Source organism: Clostridium akagii DSM 12554 (assembly GCF_000686725.1).
GTDB lineage: Bacteria > Bacillota > Clostridia > Clostridiales > Clostridiaceae > Clostridium_I > Clostridium_I akagii.
Genome location: NZ_KK366007.1, coordinates 495,993 through 517,168, shown reverse-complemented (window position 1 = coordinate 517,168; position 21,176 = coordinate 495,993). Strand labels below are relative to the sequence as shown.

The window sequence follows — 21,176 nt, the reverse complement described above, 5'->3', positions numbered from 1 at the left end:
TAAATTTTCACCTAAAGCTTTTTAACTCTAAACATACTATTAAGTAATGCCCAATTCTGTGGAAATGGTTTGCCTAGAACCCAATAACTTACTCCCCTTAAGCCATATTTTATGACTAAGTTGAACTTTGCCATCATACTTCTAGAATCTTCGAACCACACCACTCTCATAACTCTGTTTTCATCCATGTAGTTGTAAAACGGAGATTGAGATATTACATCGTATTTAATATTTGCTCCATATTTTTCAGCTCTTATTACGGCTTCTTGATTTCCTAGAGCCTCTGCAAAGGGTCCTCCCTGAACGAATGGAAGTTTCCAATCGTATCCGTAATATGGTACTCCCATCATTATTTTATAGCTTGGTATTACTGAAACTGCATAATTCAAAACTTTTATAACCTCATTTATTGGTGCTACAGCTCTTGGTGGGCCACCTGACCATCCCCATTCATATGTCATGAGTATCACAAAATCCACTATTTTGCCGTGAGCTTCATAGTCATGAGCTTCATACCATGGTCCTGTCTGAACTGATGATTGTTTTGGTGCCAATGCAGTTCCTACTAAATACTTACCAGCTGCATGTACTCTTCTAACTAACTCTTGCAAAAAGTCATTATAATTTTGCCTATCCTTAGGTGGAATTCTTTCAAAATCAACAATTACTCCACCTAAGCCTTTTCGCTTTAAAGTATTAATTATATTGTTTATTAAAGTATTTTGTATGTTCTTATCATTCAGTATTCGTCCTATTAGTTCTGTATCAAACCCACCACTACTAGAAATATTTGCAACACATAACATTGGGGATACATTATATTTTTTAGCCTCTTTAATTATGGTATCATCCCTTAAATCTGTTAATGTTCCATTCTCATTCACATGATAACTAAATGGCGTTATAAGGGTTAAATATTTTTGATTCTGATCAACAATCTCTTTATCTCTAGCAGTTGTAGTAGGAATAATAAATCCATTTACTTCAATTTCTTCCCTGTATTTACTCTGATTTATAGGTATAAGCAGGCTCTCTCCAATAACCAAATTTTTTCTATTGGTAAGTCCATTAATAGCAACGATATCGTTATAATTTACACCATACTTCTTTGCAATAGACCATGGTGAATCTCCTGCTTTCACTACGTAATTTACCAAAATATCCACCTCAATTTATTATTAACACTTTACAGTATATGAAATTTATAAATCATATGTGAATAATATCGAATAGATTTAGGCATATTCAAAAGGAACACTAGAATACTCACTAGCTATCCTTTTGAATATGCCTAATTTACAATATGGACATTGCAATAATTACTGTAGCTACTAACCCTAAAGACACAGGCAATATATTTTTTTTCACCACATCAAAAGGTTCCACATTACAAATTGCTGCGGCAGGAATAACACTCCATGGAATTATAGTTCCACCACCTACCCAAATTGTTATTATTTGACCAAGGGCTGCCATGCCTGCTCTATTAACATTCACAGCTGATGAAAATACTTGTGCTAAAGTTCCTACTAATGGTAGACCTGAGAATCCTGATCCTCCAACTCCTAAAAGACCACTAATTAAAGCTTGAATTATTACTACTGAAAATTTATTCATTGGAATGTTTTGTGATACATACATACCTACATCCGTTAAGATTCCATTTGTTCCTGAGCCTAGAATTTCTTGCGCCGTCTCTTTGCTACCTAGAAAGAAAAATGCCCCTATTATAATAATTGGCGAAAAAATTTTTATACTGAACATGAATCCTTCCCTTATAAGCACCGTAATTTGCCCCAATGAATTTTTTATGCCACACTTTATAAGAACACATAATAACATTATAACTATAGCTGTGCCACCAATCAAAGAAGTTGCTTCACTACCCTTTAATTTGTATACATACATAATAACAATATCTACTGCAAAAAACACATATGTAAATATTGCAATAAATCTACTGCTAAAACTGTGTTTATATGTTGTGGTAACTTCGTTAATATTGTTATTTTTCCCTCTGCCTTTATTACTTCTGCTCATTATAATGCTGGAAGTAACCAATACTACAATAGAAATTACCATCCACATTAAAAATTCGGCTTTCACTATTTCAAATGGGTTTTTAATTCCTGCGGCTTTAGCTGTTATTGAAGGTGCCCCTTGTATGAAATAATCACTTGATAAAGCTATTCCATTACCAAATAAGTCCAAGCTAACTGCTGCCCAAATTGGTTCTAGTCCGCTTTTTATTGCTGCTGGAACCATAAGTGGGCCTATGAAAGCTATTGCCGGAGATGGCCATAGAAACCATGAAAATCCTAACATTGTAAATCCCAAAACAAAAAAAGCTATTTTTTCATTAATCATAAGTTTGCTTATGGGTTTTATCATTATTTCATCTGCACCTAGACTATTTATAGCCTTAGACATTGCATTAACTAATGCTATAATTATTACAATTTCTATAAATTCTCTTCCAGAAACAACTATGGCTGTATATACAATTTGTACTGATGACACAATACTACCACTATATATAAATCCAATTATTAGGATTCCTAAAATACATGGCAAAATTACATCCTTTTTTGAGAACATTATGCCTATTATACATACTATTAGTCCTAAATAAACATAATGAACTAGCCCTAAGTGCAACATTAGCTACAGTTACTCCATTTCCCACATCTGTCACCAAAAAAGCCACTATTATTATCTTTATTTGCTATTTTTACTACCTCACATCTGTTAGAGCAACCATTACATTCAAAGCTTTTAGTGTTAATTTCTCCACTTACTACTTTGAATCCCTTAAATTTCGTTATTAAATTCTGCTTTTCTATCCTATTTCTAGCTATAATTGCAGCACCTATAGCCCCCATAACATCATAATGCTTTGGTATACATAGCTCCATTTGTAGCTCATTTTCAAAGGCAAATTTCATTCCTTTATTTGCAGCAACTCCTCCTTGGAAAAATATTTTAGACTGAATTTCTTTGCCCTTTCCCACATTACTTAAATAATTTCTTACTAATGCTTCACATAACCCTCTTACTATATCCTCTTCGCCATAGCCTACCTGTTGCTTGTGTATCATATCTGATTCCGCAAACACAGCACACCTTCCTGCAATTCTAACTGGATTTTTAGATTTCAGTGCCAGTTCTCCAAATTCTTCTATTGGAATAGATAATCTTTCTGCTTGCCTATCTAAAAATGACCCTGTTCCAGCCGCACATACAGTATTCATTGCAAAGTCCGTAACAATGCCATCTTTAATTATTATAATTTTTGAATCCTGTCCTCCAATCTCAATTATAGTTTTCAAATTTTTATCAACTTCAAGGGATGCAACTGCATGTGCTGTTATTTCATTTTTAACTGCATCCGTGCCAATTAGAAACGATGCAATTTGCCTCCCACTTCCAGTTGTACCTACAGCCTTTATTTGTTCATCCTCATATTTATCACTCAATATCTTAAAACCCTCTTTTATAATATCAAGTGGTTTTCCCTTGGTTTTCAAATACATTGATTCCACAACCTGCATATTGTCATCTAAGAGTACAATATCTGTACTTACTGATCCAACGTCAACCCCTATATAATACATTTTGTTCCCTCCTCCTCTCAATCAAATCGATAAATGCTTCTATCCTTGTAGAATATCCTGCTTCTCCTGTCATCTCATCCACAACTAAACTCATAATCGGAAAATTTCTGTCCCTTGAAATTTTAGGTAGTATTGCTTTTGCCACTATTTCAGGCATACAACCAAGGGGTAATATCTGTATTACTCCATCTATCCCTTCTTCACTTGCCATTACAGCCTCACCGATACACTCCCTTGCATGCCCACCAATATATTCTGAAAGGTATTGCCTTGAAGCTAATCTAATATGTAATGAATTGAGTTTAAATGGAGATAACATAGCATTTTTAACCCACCAACTAGGTGTTATTTGCTTTTTTACAGACACTCCTAAATCCATAAGTTTATCTTCTATATAAAGATTCGCAAATGGTTCAAGGATGGTATATATTTCTCCTATGATTGCAACGGTCATTGGTTCTTTATTCTTATCAATTGGGATTTTATCTAATTTCGCTTTATATTCATGCAACACCCGTACCATTTCAGTTGCACTTTCACAGTTAAATGTTGCCCTTTTACATTCATATAAAAATTTTTTAAAAGTTCCTTTTACTATTTCATATCCTGCTAAATTTCTTGCCTTCATTTCTATGTAGTCTATAAGTTTTATAACTTTAAGTGCATTATATACAGCTGTGATTTTTTCGTTTTTTTTCTTACTACTTGCCATAGATATATTGCTAATTCTGTTAACCAACTCTTTAAATCCAATATCCTTTGGATAGTCAATAACAATCAACTTAATGTTATATCCAAGTTTTTTAAATGTATTTTTAAATAATTCACAGTATTCACCATATCTGCAAGGTCCACAACTTCCCGTAATTATAGCTGTATCTGCTCCTGCTTTGTAACTTAGGATAATGCTCCCAAGCATTATTTTATATGGTAGACATATGTCTTCTGGAGCATATTTTGATCCTAGTTCTAGTGCTTGTTTATTACTAAACTCAGGTATTATAAACTCAATACCAAGATCAAGAAATAATGCCTTTGCTGCCAAATATACATTTCCCATATGTGGAAGTGTTATCTTCATTAGCTACACCTTCTCTCTAGCATATCTAAAAACGCCTCAATTCTTGTATCAAAGCCTGCTTCTCCTGTTTGCTCATCTATTTTAAGAACCAATATTGGAATATCTTTTACTTTGTCTTTTATGAGTTCTATAACAATTGAATCAATGCCACAAGCAAATGAGGACAAATATATTATTCCATCCACTAAGTTATTTTCTTGTGCATAAGATGCAAAGCCATATGAATTTCTTGCAAAATTCCAAAATGGTCTTTTGAATAAATCTTTTATTTCTTCATTTACAATACTATTATCTATCCTTTCTTCTGTGATGACACAAATCCCATCTTTGTTTAGTTTGTTAATGATATTCATGTTTAGGTAACTATCATAGACATTATATGGATGACCCAAAAGTGCTATTTTATATTTATTGTTTTTACATGTATTACCTAAACCAAAGTTTTTTTGTGCTTCAATGGCAGTAAAAAATGCATTTTCCATTTTATGATTTTTACATCCTACCCTCTTCCCTATTTTTTTTACAAAATTATATAGTTGTTTTTCATTCAAACTACTGATTTGCTCTGTTAAAATAGTTGGTAAATTTGGTATACTATACTTTATCATCTCTGGAAGTCCACAAAATTTAGGGCATATATACTCTCCTTTTGATACACTCATAAATCGTGGTACAAGTATTGAGTCACATTTCCCTCTTAATGATGCTACATGTCCGTGAAATACTTTTATTGGCAAACAAGCATCATCTACAGCATATTTCACTCCTAAATCCAATATTTCCTTGTCAGTATCCTTGGAGGTTATAAATTCTACATCTAGTGCTTCAAAAAAAGCATTTATGAAAAGGTGATATTTGTAATATAAAAGACCTTTTGGTATACCTAGTATCATGTTTAAACTCCTATCATAAATTTATTATATTATCTCAATACTTAAATTTTTAACATTTAGTGCTAGAAATATTCACGCAAATTTATGGACTTTTTAGCTATATATGGATATAGCATTAGGGGAAGGTGGTATTTAGATGTACTGGCAAGTTACAATTCACTTAAAATTTTCTTTTAATCCAGAAAAATAGACAAAAAATAGAATGAGCAGATTGGTTTGCAAATCTACTCATTCTAAACATTTAAACAATTATGAAATACCTTTTTCACTTGCCTCTTAATTTTAAACATGCATGATTTTCTATGTTATTAATCCCAATTTTTTATATTTAATTAAATATCACAACAAATTTTATTGAATAAATATCACATAATGTATTCAAATTTGAATTTGTATCTCTTAGTACAATAAAACTAATACCTACCTCCTGAAGTATTCCTGTTCTATCTGTAAGTGAATCTGTCCCAATTAAAAAAGTAACTCTAACCCGCCGTCCTATCATTGTCTTTAAAAATCCTTGAGTATACTCAATTCCAAGTACGGTTGGAGATCCTGGTGCAACTATAAATTGGTCTTCATCGGCACTTGTGTTTGGTGCACTTACAGTCTGACCCGTTTGCATTTGTGGCTGCACTACTGGGTTTGCAGCAATTACAGACGAATGTGGTGTTGGATTGGCATCAAATTCACTAGACATATATGGATTTGCATTTCTATTAATGCATTGTTTACAATATTCTGGTATCATTAATTTTCTCTCCTTTATTATATTTATTATGTTTGCGCATATAATTCCGTCGGATTATAAAAACAATGTTGCCCCACGGTTACTTGAAAACTTCCTGTTCCATTAAATGGGAATAGATAGGGACACCCAGGATTAAATGGATTAAAATACCAAAGTGAAAAGCCTATATTATAAAGTCTATGTCCTGCGAGTGCCCAATCTGCTATATTATAATGTATTTGCTCTGGGGGATTTGCCCAAATAGTTTGTGGATTCGCAACTCCTCCTAAAACGGACCTCATACAATCAAATTGTCCTTTCTGATATAATACCTTTCTTACATCCCCTTCTCCAACTCTTTGATATTCACCATATGGAACCCTTACTCTATTCATTATGACTGTGGCAACACCCTTCATTCCATTTTCACCTTCACCACCAGCCTCACATTTTATAATTCTAGCTAGAAGTTCTCGATCTGAATAAGACATTTCTACACCTCATTTATATTAATAAATATCAACAAATTTTACTGAATAGAGATCACATAACTCTGCCGTATTTGTATCTTCATTTTGTATAATTATATAGCTTATTCCAACCTTGGTTAATATTCCAACTCTATCCTGGGTGGAATTACTACCAATTAAAAACTGGGCTCTTATTCTCTTTCCAATTTGAGTTTGTAAATATCCTTGAGTGTATTCAGGTGACATAGTTGGTGATGTTGGATTAGTTGACCCAGGTGAATTTGTGCCTGCCGTCCCTCCTGGTTGCTGTCTATTATCAAATATTTCATCATCATTTTCCAAAGGTAATATTGGAGTTTCTGTGGATAATGGCATTTGTCTACTTAGTGAATTAAAATAATATTGTGGAATCATTCTTTTCCTCCTAAAAAATTCGAACTCATATTATTAGTCTATTCATTAAAATTTAAAAATGTGCATAATATATATAACTTCCTATGATTTTATTGAATTTTTTTATTTCTTGTTTCTTATACAAAATCAGTAGATTTTAAAAAACAAATTTACAAAACCAACAAAAAAATATATTATAGTAACATAGTGATTAATATATTTTTAATTTGCTAACTGCACAATACTCATTTGTGTTAATTAAATAGCATTCGATAAACAAAATTGATATGGAGGTACACTAATGGTAGAAATAATTAACAAAGGTGCATATTTATACAAAAATCAAGGTATTTTAGGTTATGAAGATAACTTAGTAATAGATGATATCACATCATTTCTGAAAGAAAAAGGAGAAGTTACCCCAAATTTAAATAAAATTCTAAATAAAGATTATGCTCGAAAAAATACTATTTCCTATGACATTTTAACTAGACACAATACAACTGACAATACTGAAAAACTAAGAATAAAATTTGATGCATTAGCTTCTCATGATATTACCTATGTTGCTATAACTCAAACAGCAAAAGCAAGTGGACTAAAAGAATTCCCTATTCCTTACGTTTTAACAAATTGCCACAATAGTCTTTGTGCCGTTGGTGGAACAATAAATGAGGATGACCACGTTTTCGGGTTATCTGCTGCAAAAAAATATGGTGGAATTTATGTGCCACCTCATGAAGCTGTTATTCATCAATACATGAGAGAGATGATGAGTCAATGCGGAAATATGATTTTAGGTTCAGATAGCCATACTAGATATGGTGCACTTGGAACAATGGCTATTGGTGAAGGTGGCCCAGAACTTGTTAAGCAACTTCTAAGCAAAACTTATGATGTGGATTATCCTGAGGTTATAGCAATATACTTAGAAGGCGAAACAAAAGCTGGTGTTGGTCCTCAAGATGTAGCTCTTTCAATTATTGGTACTGTATTTAAAAACGGTTTTGTTAAAAATAAAATAATGGAATTTGTTGGTCCTGGAATCAAAAATCTTTCTGCTGATTTCAGAATCGGTATAGATGTTATGACTACAGAAACTACTTGTCTTAGTTCTATTTGGTGTACAGATGATAAAATAGAAGAATATTACAGTATTCACGGACGCCACGAAGCATATTCCAAATTAGAACCAACAAATGTTGCTTACTACGATGGCCTAGTAAAGGTTGATCTTACTAAAATAGAACCTATGATTGCTCTTCCATTCCATCCAAGCAATGTGTTTAGCATAGCAGACTTAAATAAAAATCCTAAAGAAATTTTACAAATGGTTGAAGAAGCAGAAAGGGCAAAAATAGATAATCCAAATGTACAATTTAATCTAACAAACAAAATAGTAGATGGTAAAATTAGAGTTGATCAAGGTATTATCGCTGGTTGTGCTGGTGGAACTTTTGAAAATTTACGTATAGCATCAGAAATAATTAGCGATCATTCTCTTGGAAATGACTATTTTAATTTAAGCGTTTACCCAGCAAGTCAACCTATCTATTTAGAACTAATAAAAGATGGTGCTATAGCAAAATTCATACAGGCTGGTGCTGTAATTAAAACTGCATTCTGTGGTCCTTGTTTTGGAGCTGGTGATGTACCTGCTAATGGGGCATTAAGCATAAGACACACTACTAGAAACTTCCCAAGTAGAGAGGGTTCTAAGCCCGGACTTGGTCAAATTTCATCTGTAGCTTTAATGGATGCGAAATCTATTGCTGCCACTGCAATTAATGGTGGTATTTTAACGCCAGCTACTGAAATTTCTATTCCTAGCGTTGATCTTTCATATCATTTTGATTCTTCAATTTATAATAATAGAATTTATAATGGATATAAAAAGCCTGAAAATAGTAGTGAACTAAAGTATGGTCCAAATATAACTTCTTGGCCAGAAATGTTACCATTACAGGATAAAATTTTATTAAAGATGTGTTGCGTAATAACAGATCCAGTTACAACTACGGATGAACTTATGCCATCAGGTGAAACTTCATCTTATCGTTCAAACCCACTAAAGCTTGCGGAATATACTCTTTCTAGAAAAGATCCTCATTATGTGGAAAGAACTAAGGCAGTTCAAGTAATAGAAAAAAACAGGCAAGCATTTTTACATGGAGATGCAGCTGCTGATATTAGTGAGCTAAAGACGATTTGTTCAAAAATCACTAATGTGGAAATCACTGAAGAAACTTTAACAAGTATATCAAAAAAGATTCAATTTGGAAGTGTAATTTTCGCTGTTAAGCCTGGTGATGGCTCAGCAAGAGAACAAGCCGCTTCTTCTCAAAAAGTATTAGGTGGTCTTGCAAATATTGCTGAAGAATATGCTACTAAAAGATATAGAAGTAACCTAATAAACTGGGGTATGATTCCTTTTACAATAAACGCTCAAGATAAAATCACCTTTGAAGTTGGTGACTACATTTATATTGAAGGAATTATTGATGCTATCAAGACTTCTAAATCTGAAATTCCTGCACTACTTATAGGCAAAAGCACAAAAAAAGATATCAAACTTAAAATTGGAGAACTTACCGAGGATGAAAAGAGCATAATTTTAGCTGGTAGCTTAATCAATTTTTATGCTTCAACAAAATAGAATGTAAATTACTTGAATTCAATAGCTATCCTTTTCATGACGATGCCTTAGTATAATCCATCAAATATATGGTTAAATTATATTTGTATAATGCTAAAAATATGGAGGCGTCATAAATGAAAAATGTTGGAGAAAAAGATAACTGTGAAACTAAAAATAGAATAAAAGAATTAGAAAATCTAGTTGAAAAAAATACGAGAACTGAAAGACATCTTGAAGAATACAGTGACTTATCAGATGATGAATCCGTTGAAATGGCAAAAGATAAACAGAACAGAAGAGAGAACACCATTAGAAACCTTGAAAACACAATAATATATGGTGATGGCGGACCAACTCCTGAAAAAGAAAATTTAGAGAAAAAACTCCAGTATTCAGAAGGTTACCTGAACCAAAATGGTGAACACATGGATGAAACTGATTTAGAAAATTTAAAAAATAAGATTGAAAATAAAAAAGACACACTTAAAACATTTTGATGAAGTTATATCAAAATGTAATGCATCCTAATAGGAAATAATTTCTATTAGGATGCATTTACCTGAACAATTATTTATCCCATAGCCAAATTTAAAAGTGCAACACCACATAAAAATTTTATTTTTATGTGGTGTTGCACTTCATTTAATTCATATTAAGCAAAGACAACCATAAAGTCCTTTACTTTTTTTCAATTGCCAACTATATATTGTGAAACCTTATATCAGTTTTGATAATATTTTATTACTTCTTGCAATGAATTTGGCCATAGATTCGCTATCAAGTTGTTTTTGGCTCATTCTTGCTAAATCATAAATATGTTCTTCAACAAGCTTTAAATCTTCCTTTTTACTTTCATCCGGCTCATTATTCAGTATGGCCTGAACTAAAGTATTCTTCCTATTAAGCACAAGTGTTTCCTCACTTTTAAACATATCCTCTACGTTCATTCCAGGGAACATACCTCGCATTTGTTGCATCCTTCTTGATTCCTCAGAAAGTAGAATTAAAGCAGGTATTTCCTCATTTTTAAGGCTTTCTACTTGAACCTTTATCTTATCATTATTTAAAATTTCTTTAAAGGCATCACCTAAGGTTTTATTTTCTTTTTCTACCTCTTCTTTACTTGCTTCTATAGCATCCTTATCTTTAAGAGTATCTGATATATCTGAATCAATTCTATTAAACTTAACGCTACTCTCTTTGCTCTCCATAAAATTAATAAATGGGCTGTCTATCTTTGAATCCAATATTATTGCTTCTGAACCATTTTCTTTGAACATTCTTATATATTGACTCTGTTGTTTTTCATCATCAACATAAAATACTTTATTTTCATATTTATCTTTATTTCTTTCTAAGTATTCTTTTAAGTTAACATAGTCACCATTTGTTGTTTTAAATATGATTATATCTTTTACTTTATCATAAAAGTCATCCTCTTTTAGGCAACCATACTTAATAAATACGTCTATATCCTTCCAGAAACCAGTGTATTTTTCTCTTTCCTTTTTATATAATTCATTAAGTTTATCCGCAACTTTTTTACTTATATGTTTTGAAATTTTTGATACATCTCTGTTGTTTTGCAAAAAGCTTCTAGATACATTAAGTGGTAAATCCGCACAATCTATAACACCCTTTAGAAGTAGCAAAAATTCTGGAATTACTTCTTTAACATTATCAGCTATAAATACTTGATTATTATATAATTTTATTTGTCCTTCAATTGCATTCATTTCATGATCAATTTTAGGAAAATAAAGAATTCCCTTTAAATTAAAAGGATAATCCACATTTAGATGTATCCAAAATAATGGCTCATTGAAATCGTTAAATACTTTTTTATAAAACTCCTTGTACTCTTCGTCAGTACACTGATTAGGTGCTTTCATCCAAAGTGGATGAATATCATTTAATGGAGTAGGCTCTTTTTTCTCCTCTACCTTATCCTTATCATCACCATCACTTTTAACTTCTGGTTCCTCTTTGGCATTTTCATCCTCTAGATATATCTCTGTAGATAAAAAAGCACAATGTTTATTTATTACTTCGGTAAGTTTGTGTTCATTTAAGAATTCTTCACTTTCTTCATTTATGTGAAGAATAATAGTAGTACCTCTTTCTTTTTTTTCTGATGAAGATATTTCATACTCTGTTCCGCCAGAGCAAACCCATTTTACTGCTTCAGAGCCTTCCTTGTATGACTTAGTTTCTATCTCAACATTTTCTGCTGCCATAAATGCTGAATAAAATCCTAATCCGAAATGTCCTATAATTTGATTTTGTTCATCCATTTTTTCTTTATATTTTGAAATAAAATCTTCTGCACCTGAAAATGCTACTTGATTTATATATTTTTTTACTTCCTCTTCATCCATTCCTAACCCATTATCTATAAATGTAAGTGTTTTCTTTTCTTTGTTAGTTTTCACAGTGACACAATATTTTTCTTCGTCACTTACCTTTGCTTCTCCTATTGAAACAAGCTCTTTTAGCTTACTTATTGCATCACAGCCATTACTTATAAGTTCCCTAACAAAGATATCCTTATCAGAATATAGCCATTTTTTTATTATGGGAAACATGTTTTCTGTGTGAATTGATATACTTCCTTTTTCATTATCCATATAAATTCCTCCTAGAGTTTCTTTATAATATTTTTTTATTTAAACACGCTAAAGTAAGTTTTAGATTACCTAAAATAATGAACTGTAACTAAATCTTCCTACATAAGATATTTTAGTATTTTATGGAATACAAGTCAATATAAATAGCAAAAATATAATCAACTACCTAATTAATGTAATTCTATATTGTTGTATAAATTTTCCATAAGTTATTGTCCTATGATACTTACCAAATAATTCATGTAGCTTTGCTATGTACTCTCTGTTACACTGTACACTAAGTCATCTAAAAGAAAATAAATGTCAGATGCTTAAACAAGCCTATCTAAACTACATTGGCTTACCCCAAAAAAAATTAGGAGGCATATTTATGCTAAAGTTCAAAAAATTCAGAACCATCTTATTCGCAGTAGGTATATCATTAATGGTATCAACAACCGCACACGCAGCTACTTCTAATGTATCTGTTTCTACTTATAAGATACAATCTGGTGACAGTCTTTATAAAATTTCACAAAAATTTCATACATCAATTGCTTGGTTACAAACAACTAACAATATTAAGACAAGCCTTATTTTCGCTGGACAAACAATTAGTGTACCATCTCAAAACACAACTACTAAGACTACACAAACATATACTCAAAGTGATGTGGATCTTCTTGCAAGGCTTATCCACTCTGAGTCTCAAGGTGAACCATACAATGCACAAGTTGCTGTTGGTGCTGTAATTATGAACAGACTTAAAAGTCCTCTGTTCCCTAAAACAATTACTAATGTGATTTATGAAAAAGATGGTCCATATTATCAATTTACACCAGTATTAAATGGGGCTATAAATGAACCCGCTGACTCAAGTGCTTTAAGTGCTGCTAAAGATGCCTTAAGTGGTGTGGATCCAACTAATGGCGCTCTATATTATTTTGATGATTCTGCAACAAATGCATGGCTTAGAGCTAAGCCAGTAGCTCTTACTATAGATAAAATGATTTTTTCTTACAGATAGTTTTTCAAAATGACAAGTTTCAAATTTCAAGCTAAGTTAATGCCTTAGAATGATATATTAAATCATTCTAAGGCATTAACTTTTTTAGCTGCATATTTATGAAGGGCTATGGAGACAATAATAGGGCATATTAAACAAATAGGCTAGAATTCTGTTACTTGTCATTTATAAATATACCTTATTAATTATTTATATTTTAAAGAGGTGTTTCCCTTGCATGTAAAAAACACAATTATATTTACCATAATTTTTTTATTTATAAATTATAATTTAACATTTGCAGTTAACCTTAATACTAATTATGAAAAACCCTATGTGATATTGATAGATTTAAATGAAAGATGCCTTTTTTTAATTAAAAGTAATTCTAAAAAAATAATAAAATCCTATCCAATTGCATCTGGTAAAAATAAAACTCCCTCTCCCATTGGTACATGGAAAATAATAGATAAAGGTGCCTGGTCAAACGCTTTTGGAACACGATGGATGGGTCTTAATGTACCTTGGGGCAATTATGGAATACACGGAACTAGCAATCCTAGCTCCATTGGTACTCCAGCTTCTATGGGCTGTATTAGAATGAACAATGGCGATGCTGAAGATTTATATGATAGAGTAAGTCCTGGTACTGTAGTAATAATATATGGTGGTGCCTATGGTCTTCAATATAACCATTTTAGAACCTTATCCCCAGGGAATACTGGTACAGACGTATTGGAGGTTCAGCGAGTCTTAAAAAACAAAGGTTATTACCCTTATAATTTAGATGGTATTTATGGTGATTGCTTAAAAAAATCAGTTATACAATATGAACTTGATAACCATTTAACTATAACCCATGACATAAATCATGAGTTATACAATGCCCTGAATATGTTACCATTTGAATAATTTCAAAATTAAATGGTAATTATTCTCCTGTATTTTTAATTATATTTCTAGATTCCCCCGCTGCCTTTTTTATTGCAGACTGTGGGGTTATTTTATTTTTTGACATATAGTAATCAATATAATTTTTCTGAATACTTAATGTAACCTTGTCAATTGATATAAATGATTCTAATGGCACTGAATTATCTAACTGCTTAATATATTTTTTATTAATCCCTGAGTTAAAGTATTTATTTTTCATCAGATTTGATAAAACCGGTAATTCTTTAAGAGTTTTGCAAGCCTCCAAATTTTTTTCTTCTCCCATAATGTATTGTACAAATTCCCAGGCTATATCTTCTCTATTTTTATCACTTTTAAATATCATAATATTTTTGCTTTTTAAAGTTGAATAAGATTCCCCTCCTGCTTGATTTACTGGAATACTATCAATACCTATTTCTTTATTTGTTGTATTTTGTTCATCTCCATATTGTAACCAGATTCCTACATTATTCAAATTAGTATTCTTTAAATCAGTAGTTCCGAGGCTTTGTACACTAGACAAAAGTCCAAATACTTCCGCAAGTTTTGCCTCAGGTTTGTCAAAAACTATGTCCGTTCCAGTATTGTTATAAAGTCTGTACTTACTGTTATTCATATTATAATAAATAGGACTTATTGTCTGCCAATTCAAAATCGCCTCTGCCTTGAAATCTGCATCTGTGCCTATTCCATATACTTTACTTCCATCTACTCGGCTCGGTAATCTATATATTTTGTCTGCATAATTTAACAATTCATCAAATGTCTTAGGTGGCTTGTTTTCGTCTAGCCCAGCCTCTCTTAGAAGGGCTTTGTTATATGCCATAAGTTCTGTAGTTACAAACCATGGTATAGAATATATGTTATTATTATTTTGCTTTTTTGTAATATATTTTTTCTGAATCTTGCTAGATAAATCCTTAAAACCTTTTAACTTCTCAAAATCAATAAGTTTTCCCATTTCTCCATATTTTGTTGCCTCATATAGTTTATCTCCAATATATATGTCCGGTGTTTTTCCAGAGTTTACTCTAGAGTCTATATCACCAATATTGCTTATATTTACTTGAATATCCGGATATTTCTTTTTGAAACTTGAAATTATATCACCTTGGATATAATCTCCAAACTTATCCCTTGAAACTGAAATTTCTATATTCCCTCGTAAATCCTTATTAGCTGTTTTTTCTTTGTTTTTTGCTGTACTTTTACTTTGAGAGCAACCTGCAAACACATTTATTGAAATAATAGTAATTAAAACAATAGCTGTTAGTCTTTTGTACTTCATATTTCCACCTCGTGCTGTTTTTTTATAATTATCATGTGCTTTTTGCTCTTTATTATTCATTTTAGAAAATATGTTAGATTAAAATCAATGCCATGAAATAAAAATCAGCATATATTATTATTGGATAAGAAAATACTTTAACAAAGGAGTGTGAATTCATTGGAGAGAATTTATGATAATAAAAATTCAACCTGCGGATATTTGAGGGGAAACAAGATTTATTGCCGAAAAAACAAACAATTAGGTTTTATTTATGGTGCTGGCTTTTATTATACTAATGGACAATTAGCAGGTTATGTTGATAATAATGTTGTATATAGCAGCTTAGGATATCCTATTGGATACCTAAATCTAAACCAATATAGAGTTTATGATAGAAACCGTAAGTATGTTGGTCATGTAAATAGCACTTTTGGATCCTTAGTTGCAGCAGCAGGACTTTTACTTTTACTCGGTGGTATTAGTTTTAACAATTCTTTCTTTTTTTAAAGATTATTAATAAACAAAGTGAACTATTTTACGCCACAAAAATATGCGTAAAACAGTTCACTTTTAATTGTACAGCTCTGTTTATATTATTTTTTATCTAGAAAGCTTATTTTTGTAATAATTTAAAGTTTCTTGAAGTCCCTTTGTCAAATTTGTTTCCGGCTCCCAACCAATTTTTTTATTTATTTTATCATAACTCATATAACTTTCTCTTATGTCACCTCTTCGTTCTGGTGCATATGTACAAACAATATTCTTATGTAAAATAACATTTATCTCTTTATAAAGCTCGTTTATACTTATCTTTGTGTTAGTAGCTACATTATAAATTCCATTAATATTGGATTTTAGTGACATCAAATATGCATCGGCCACATCTTTAACATATACAAAATCTCTTATTTGCTCACCATCACCATATATACAAGGGATTTCATCATTTAGAAGTTTTTCACAAAATATAGCAACTACTCCACCCTCACCTGATGAATCTTGTCTTGGACCATAGATATTAGAACATCTTAGTACAACGAAATCAATATTATATAATGATTTGTACACCTTTAAATAATGTTCCACAGTATGTTTGGTTATTCCATAACCTGATAACATTTCTAAAGGGTGCTGCTCATCGATTGGTAAGTAAGATGGTTCACCAAAAATAGCTGCTGAAGCTGGATATATGATTTTTTTTACATTAGCTTTTCTTGATGCTTCAAGTATATTTATTGTTCCTAAAATATTTATACTTGCATCATTCATAGGATCGTCAACTGATGCAGGAACACTTATCTGAGCCGCATTATGAATTACAAAATCTGGTTTTTCCTTAATAAACACCTCAGTTATTCCAGGATCTCTTATGTCCATTTTATAAAATTTAGCCTTCTTATTTATATTTTCAGTATTCCCATGTTCTAGGCTATCAATTATGCATATCTCATAATTATTTTCTATTAACAAGTCAACTATATGTGAACTGATAAATCCAGCTCCTCCAGTCACCATTACTTTCATGTAAAATTCCTCCTTATTTACTTATAACTTCTCATATATTCTTATTTATCAGTAATAGTTTTTTACCGTCATTTAATATAATATGCTAATTATAAACGTTTTTTGCTTGTAACTCAACTTTTCTTCATTGACAAACAACCTATAAATACTTAATATTAACTTAAAAATATATACAAGTTCGGGGATGATTATATGCTTATTAACGGATTATTAAAAGGTAACAAAATAAGATTAACCTCATTAAGAGATTCAGACATAATAGATATAACTACTTGGTATGAAGATGCTCATTCCTTAAGATTATTTGATACTATGCCCAGCTATCCATATAGTGAACGGCATATAAGTACTTGGATAAGAAACAGACAGGAATCAAATGAAAACTATATGTTTGCTATAAGACCTATTGATAATGATAGTTTTATTGGCTACATTGATTTAAACGATATTTCTTGGAATAACAAAGTAGGAAATCTTTCCATTGGTATTGGTGCAAAAGATGCCAGGGGTAAGGGTTATGGAACCGAAGCTATGAATCTAATTTTACAATTTGGCTTCCATGAGCTAAACCTTCATAGAATACAGCTTAATGTTTTAAGTTACAATGAACCAGCAATTGCACTTTATGAAAAAGTTGGTTTTACCCGTGAAGGTTCTTATAGAGAATTTGTTCAAAGAGACGGTAAAAAGTTTGATATGTATCTTTACGGTATATTATATCCTGAATGGCTAAAAAATCAAAAATAATGGATATAACTTTTTATATGCTCTCTTTAGTTTTAAAAAGTTATATCCTTCAAATTTAGGCATCTGAAAAGAAATAGCAAGTCAAAGATTCTGAGGATACTGACTTGTTATTTCTTTGATAATGACTTATTTAACAATAAATCTGGTGGTGCTACCTTGTGAATCTGTTTCAATTTCAAGTCTAGCATCAATCCTATCCTTAAGTTCCTGCACGTGGGATATTATTCCTACAAGTCTACCTGTATTTTGAAGATTGATTAGACATTGTATGGCATTATCCAATGACTCTGTGTCCAACGTTCCAAATCCTTCATCAATAAACATTGTGTCTAGGCTTATGCCACCAGCATAACTCTGCACAACGTCACTTAGTCCAAGTGCTAGGCTTAGTGATGCTTTAAAGCTTTCCCCTCCTGATAATGTTTTAATATGTCTATACCTTCCTGTATAGTTATCAAACACTTCAATTTCAAGTCCACTTTGTGCTGCTCCCTTACCTTTTGCCTTTATCCTGCTCATTTCATATCTATTAGCTGTCATCTTTGAAAATCTCATGTTAGCAGCATCTATAATCTGATCAAAATATGAAGCTAACACATATCTTTCAAAGGTTAGTTTTTCTGTATTTTTACCATTTGCTACATTGCTTAGTTCCCCTATATTTCTGTATTGATTCTCAATTTTTTCTATATGGTCATTAATTGTTAAAATATTTTTTAGAATGCTTTCATTATGTTCTATTCTTGAAAACAATTTAGTATTAATTTCATAAATTTTCTGTTTTTCATAGTTTCTAACTTTTAGTTTTTCATTTAATTCATCAATATCTACTATATTTTTTTCATTTAACCTTATAAGTATATCTTTATATCTATCCTCATTTGATTTAACTTTTTCGTTATATTCCTTTATTTCATTTTCTAAATTTTCAATGTTTTCTTCTGATAACTTACTGCTTAAAAAACTTTCCATATGCATAAATCCAGCTAGTTTTATTTTTTTATCAAAATTAATTTTAGAGTTTTCCCATTCCAAATTAGCATTTTTCAATTCAATTTCACTAATTGCTAAATCTCTTAAAAGATTTGAATGCTGAATCTTACAATTTTCAAGTTCCTTTTGTGCATTCTCAAGAGCTTTAGTAATGTCATTATGCTCTTTTGTAAGTGATTCTATTTTTAATTTCAGACTTTCTTTGGTTCTTATATTTTCAGGGAGCTCATTTTCAAGTTCTAGTATTACCCTTTTTTCGCCTTGAACTTCTCCATAAATTTCAGTGTAATTAATATTTATTTTTTCTAAACTTGTTCTATGTTCCACCAAATTTTTGTTGTTGGCTTCATAATCTAGCTGTAATTTATCCACAAGTTTTTGCTGCTGATCAAGTTCTTTATATCTCTTATTCATTTCATTAATTTGATTTTTAATATTCACAATACTTTTTCTAACAAATGCTGTTAGTTCCGTTTTTTGTAGCGTGCAAAGTTTACTATCATAACTCACTGCAAGTTCATCTTTAGCATTATCCACTACACTTTTCTGTGCTTCACCCTCTACTTTAAATCGTTCTAGACTTTTACTGTTATCATTGAAACTTTTTAAAGTTATTTCTAAATTTTCTGATTTAAGCTTTAAATCTTCCTCGGATAATGTTACAGCAACATTTTTTGCCTTTTTAGTGTGATGAATTGAACCACAAACAGGACAAGGTTCTCCTTCTTTTAAGTCTTCAGCTAATTTCCCTGCAAAACCTCTTATAAAATCCCATTGAAACTTATCATATTCTTTTTTTTCATGGTCATAAAGTAGCCCATATTTTTTATTCTCCCTATTAGCATTTATGTATTTTTCTCTTATCCCATCCAATTTCTCTAGCTCAAGTAAAAGCTTATTTAATCCACTATATGTATTTTTTATACCCTCTAGTTCAGAGGAAAGTTTTAGAAATTCTAGTGCAGCTTTACGTGATTTTTCAATTTCAAGAAAACTATGCTGACTCACCTTTTCTCTATTTTCAATATCAATCTTAATGGTATTTTTTTGTGTTTCACAGTTGTTTAAATTCCTTTCTAATACATTTATCCTTGATTTTTTTTCTTCATAACTAGCTACTTTATCATAATATCCTTTAAAAATAGTAAGTTCACTTAAAATTCTATTTCCTTCTTCACTTTTTCCCTGCTCTTTTTCATAATTATCTTTTGATATTTTTAAATCCTTTTGTTTATCTTTAATACTGTCTTTTATCAATAATTTTGTCTTTTCTCTATCCTTAACTGCTTTTCCATTACTAAAAAATAGCTCTTCTTCTGATTTTATACTTCTCGCATTCTTTGCATTTTTAAGAGACTGTATTTTTAAATTCACACTTTCTTTTTTAGCTTCCAATACACTTTTTTCTTGTTCAATTAAATCTTTTGCCATAAAATTTTGATTTATTTGAATTCCCAAGGTGATTTCATCTTTAATTTTATCCACAGACTCTTGCATAACTTCAAGCTCTTTGTCCATAGTTTTTTTATAGATCTTATCTTCTATAATATAATGTTTTAATTCTTCCAATGCTTGCAAAGTATTTATACTATCCGAAGTTACTATATCTCTAAGGTTCCCATTATCTCCGCTGTTAATATTTTGAATATTTGTAATTCTACTTTTTTTAAATCCATCTACTTCATAAAAAAGCTTTTTAGCCATATCATCCAATTTGTATTGAATTTTCAAGAACTCATCTGTATTAAAAATTTTTCCTAAAATCTCACCTTTGGACTTACTATCTGCAATTAAAAGTTCTTTAAATTCTCCCTGTGGAAGCATTACAAGTTGCTTAAACTGTCTATAATTTATACCCATAACCTGAATTACCTTGGTATCCACATCTTTTACACCACTTATGATTTTTCCTTCAGCTATATCTTTAAATTCTGCATCTGATTTCTGCTCAGTATAACCATTCCCTCTTGCTTTTTTTTTCTTTTGATTGGGTATCCTTTTTATATAATAACTTTTTCCATGAAGTTCAAATAGGAGTTCAACATAAGTTAAAACATCATCACTTGCGAAATCACTTCTAAAGTTTTCTTGTTTTCTATCTGAACCACTAGCTTCTCCATATATAGCATAACTTATAGCATCAAATATAGTAGTTTTCCCCGCACCAGTGGGACCAGAAATAACAAATATATTTTTGCCTTGAAGTTTAGTGAAATCTATTTCTTCAACACTTGCATAAGGTCCAAAAGCAGACATAATTAGCTTAAGTGGTCTCATT

At 31.0% G+C, this 21,176-nt stretch carries 18 protein-coding genes; 6 read left to right on the top strand and 12 right to left on the bottom strand.

What is annotated here, in order from left to right:
- Positions 1-11 precede the first annotated feature (11 nt).
- From BR66_RS0117920 to BR66_RS25355, 8 genes are all read right to left on the bottom strand, one after another.
- Positions 12-1,157: a glycosyl hydrolase family 18 protein gene (locus tag BR66_RS0117920; RefSeq protein ID WP_026884142.1), complete on the bottom strand. Its 1,146-nt coding sequence runs from the start codon at positions 1,155-1,157 to the stop codon at positions 12-14.
- 139 nt (positions 1,158-1,296) lie between these two features.
- A complete protein-coding gene (locus BR66_RS0117915) occupies positions 1,297-2,574 on the bottom strand; it encodes a hypothetical protein (protein ID WP_242841182.1) in 1,278 nt (425 codons plus the stop codon).
- 86 nt (positions 2,575-2,660) lie between these two features.
- Positions 2,661-3,614 (bottom strand): acyl-CoA dehydratase activase, encoded by a 954-nt coding sequence (locus BR66_RS0117910; RefSeq protein WP_026884140.1) that lies wholly within the window; start codon positions 3,612-3,614, stop codon positions 2,661-2,663.
- Positions 3,595-4,695: a 2-hydroxyacyl-CoA dehydratase gene (locus BR66_RS0117905; RefSeq protein ID WP_026884139.1), complete on the bottom strand. Its 1,101-nt coding sequence runs from the start codon at positions 4,693-4,695 to the stop codon at positions 3,595-3,597. Before BR66_RS0117905 ends, BR66_RS0117910 begins: the two co-directional genes overlap by 20 nt.
- Entirely contained in the window at positions 4,695-5,588 is an 894-nt protein-coding gene (locus BR66_RS0117900) for an acyl-CoA dehydratase activase-related protein (protein WP_026884138.1), read from the bottom strand. Before BR66_RS0117900 ends, BR66_RS0117905 begins: the two co-directional genes overlap by 1 nt.
- 328 nt (positions 5,589-5,916) lie before the next feature.
- A complete protein-coding gene (locus BR66_RS25360) occupies positions 5,917-6,336 on the bottom strand; it encodes a hypothetical protein (RefSeq protein WP_084156554.1) in 420 nt (139 codons plus the stop codon).
- A 26-nt stretch (positions 6,337-6,362) separates the two neighbouring features.
- Positions 6,363-6,806 carry a cell wall hydrolase gene (locus BR66_RS0117890; protein ID WP_026884137.1) on the bottom strand — a complete coding sequence of 148 codons (444 nt, stop codon included), beginning with the start codon at positions 6,804-6,806 and terminating at the stop codon, positions 6,363-6,365.
- Positions 6,807-6,824: 18 nt separating this feature from the next.
- On the bottom strand, positions 6,825-7,199 hold the full coding sequence (locus BR66_RS25355) for a hypothetical protein (protein WP_026884136.1): 375 nt from the start codon (positions 7,197-7,199) through the stop codon (positions 6,825-6,827).
- A 280-nt stretch (positions 7,200-7,479) separates the two neighbouring features.
- On the opposite strand from BR66_RS25355, the gene BR66_RS0117880 reads away from it, so the two are divergent.
- Positions 7,480-9,834: a hydratase gene (locus tag BR66_RS0117880; RefSeq protein ID WP_026884135.1), complete on the top strand. Its 2,355-nt coding sequence runs from the start codon at positions 7,480-7,482 to the stop codon at positions 9,832-9,834.
- A 116-nt stretch (positions 9,835-9,950) separates the two neighbouring features.
- Positions 9,951-10,313: a hypothetical protein gene (locus BR66_RS0117875; protein WP_026884134.1), complete on the top strand. Its 363-nt coding sequence runs from the start codon at positions 9,951-9,953 to the stop codon at positions 10,311-10,313.
- Positions 10,314-10,532: 219 nt separating this feature from the next.
- On the opposite strand, the gene htpG is transcribed toward BR66_RS0117875, so the two are convergent.
- Complete coding sequence (htpG, locus tag BR66_RS0117870; RefSeq protein ID WP_026884133.1) at positions 10,533-12,443, bottom strand: molecular chaperone HtpG; 1,911 nt, start codon at positions 12,441-12,443, stop codon at positions 10,533-10,535.
- Positions 12,444-12,813: 370 nt separating this feature from the next.
- Here htpG and BR66_RS0117865 point away from each other — a divergent pair, with 370 nt between their 5' ends.
- Positions 12,814-13,449, top strand: a complete 636-nt coding sequence (locus BR66_RS0117865) for a cell wall hydrolase (protein ID WP_026884132.1) — start codon at positions 12,814-12,816, stop codon at positions 13,447-13,449.
- Positions 13,450-13,662: 213 nt separating this feature from the next.
- The gene (locus BR66_RS0117860) at positions 13,663-14,340 is read left to right on the top strand and encodes a L,D-transpeptidase family protein (protein WP_242841181.1); all 678 of its coding nucleotides are present in this window, start codon (positions 13,663-13,665) and stop codon (positions 14,338-14,340) included.
- Positions 14,341-14,359: 19 nt separating this feature from the next.
- Here the strand turns inward: BR66_RS0117860 and BR66_RS0117855 are convergent, their stop codons facing one another.
- Positions 14,360-15,652: an ABC transporter substrate-binding protein gene (locus BR66_RS0117855; RefSeq protein WP_026884130.1), complete on the bottom strand. Its 1,293-nt coding sequence runs from the start codon at positions 15,650-15,652 to the stop codon at positions 14,360-14,362.
- Positions 15,653-15,811: 159 nt separating this feature from the next.
- On the opposite strand from BR66_RS0117855, the gene BR66_RS0117850 reads away from it, so the two are divergent.
- Positions 15,812-16,141 carry a 5-fold beta-flower protein gene (locus BR66_RS0117850; RefSeq protein WP_026884129.1) on the top strand — a complete coding sequence of 110 codons (330 nt, stop codon included), beginning with the start codon at positions 15,812-15,814 and terminating at the stop codon, positions 16,139-16,141.
- Between the two features lie 93 nt (positions 16,142-16,234).
- On the opposite strand, the gene BR66_RS0117845 is transcribed toward BR66_RS0117850, so the two are convergent.
- Positions 16,235-17,158: an NAD-dependent epimerase/dehydratase family protein gene (locus BR66_RS0117845; RefSeq protein WP_026884128.1), complete on the bottom strand. Its 924-nt coding sequence runs from the start codon at positions 17,156-17,158 to the stop codon at positions 16,235-16,237.
- A gap of 192 nt (positions 17,159-17,350) precedes the next feature.
- Between BR66_RS0117845 and BR66_RS0117840 the strand changes: the two genes are divergently transcribed.
- Positions 17,351-17,905, top strand: a complete 555-nt coding sequence (locus BR66_RS0117840) for a GNAT family N-acetyltransferase (protein WP_026884127.1) — start codon at positions 17,351-17,353, stop codon at positions 17,903-17,905.
- A 126-nt stretch (positions 17,906-18,031) separates the two neighbouring features.
- Here the strand turns inward: BR66_RS0117840 and BR66_RS0117835 are convergent, their stop codons facing one another.
- Entirely contained in the window at positions 18,032-21,175 is a 3,144-nt protein-coding gene (locus tag BR66_RS0117835) for an AAA family ATPase (RefSeq protein WP_026884126.1), read from the bottom strand.
- Position 21,176 lies beyond the last annotated feature (1 nt).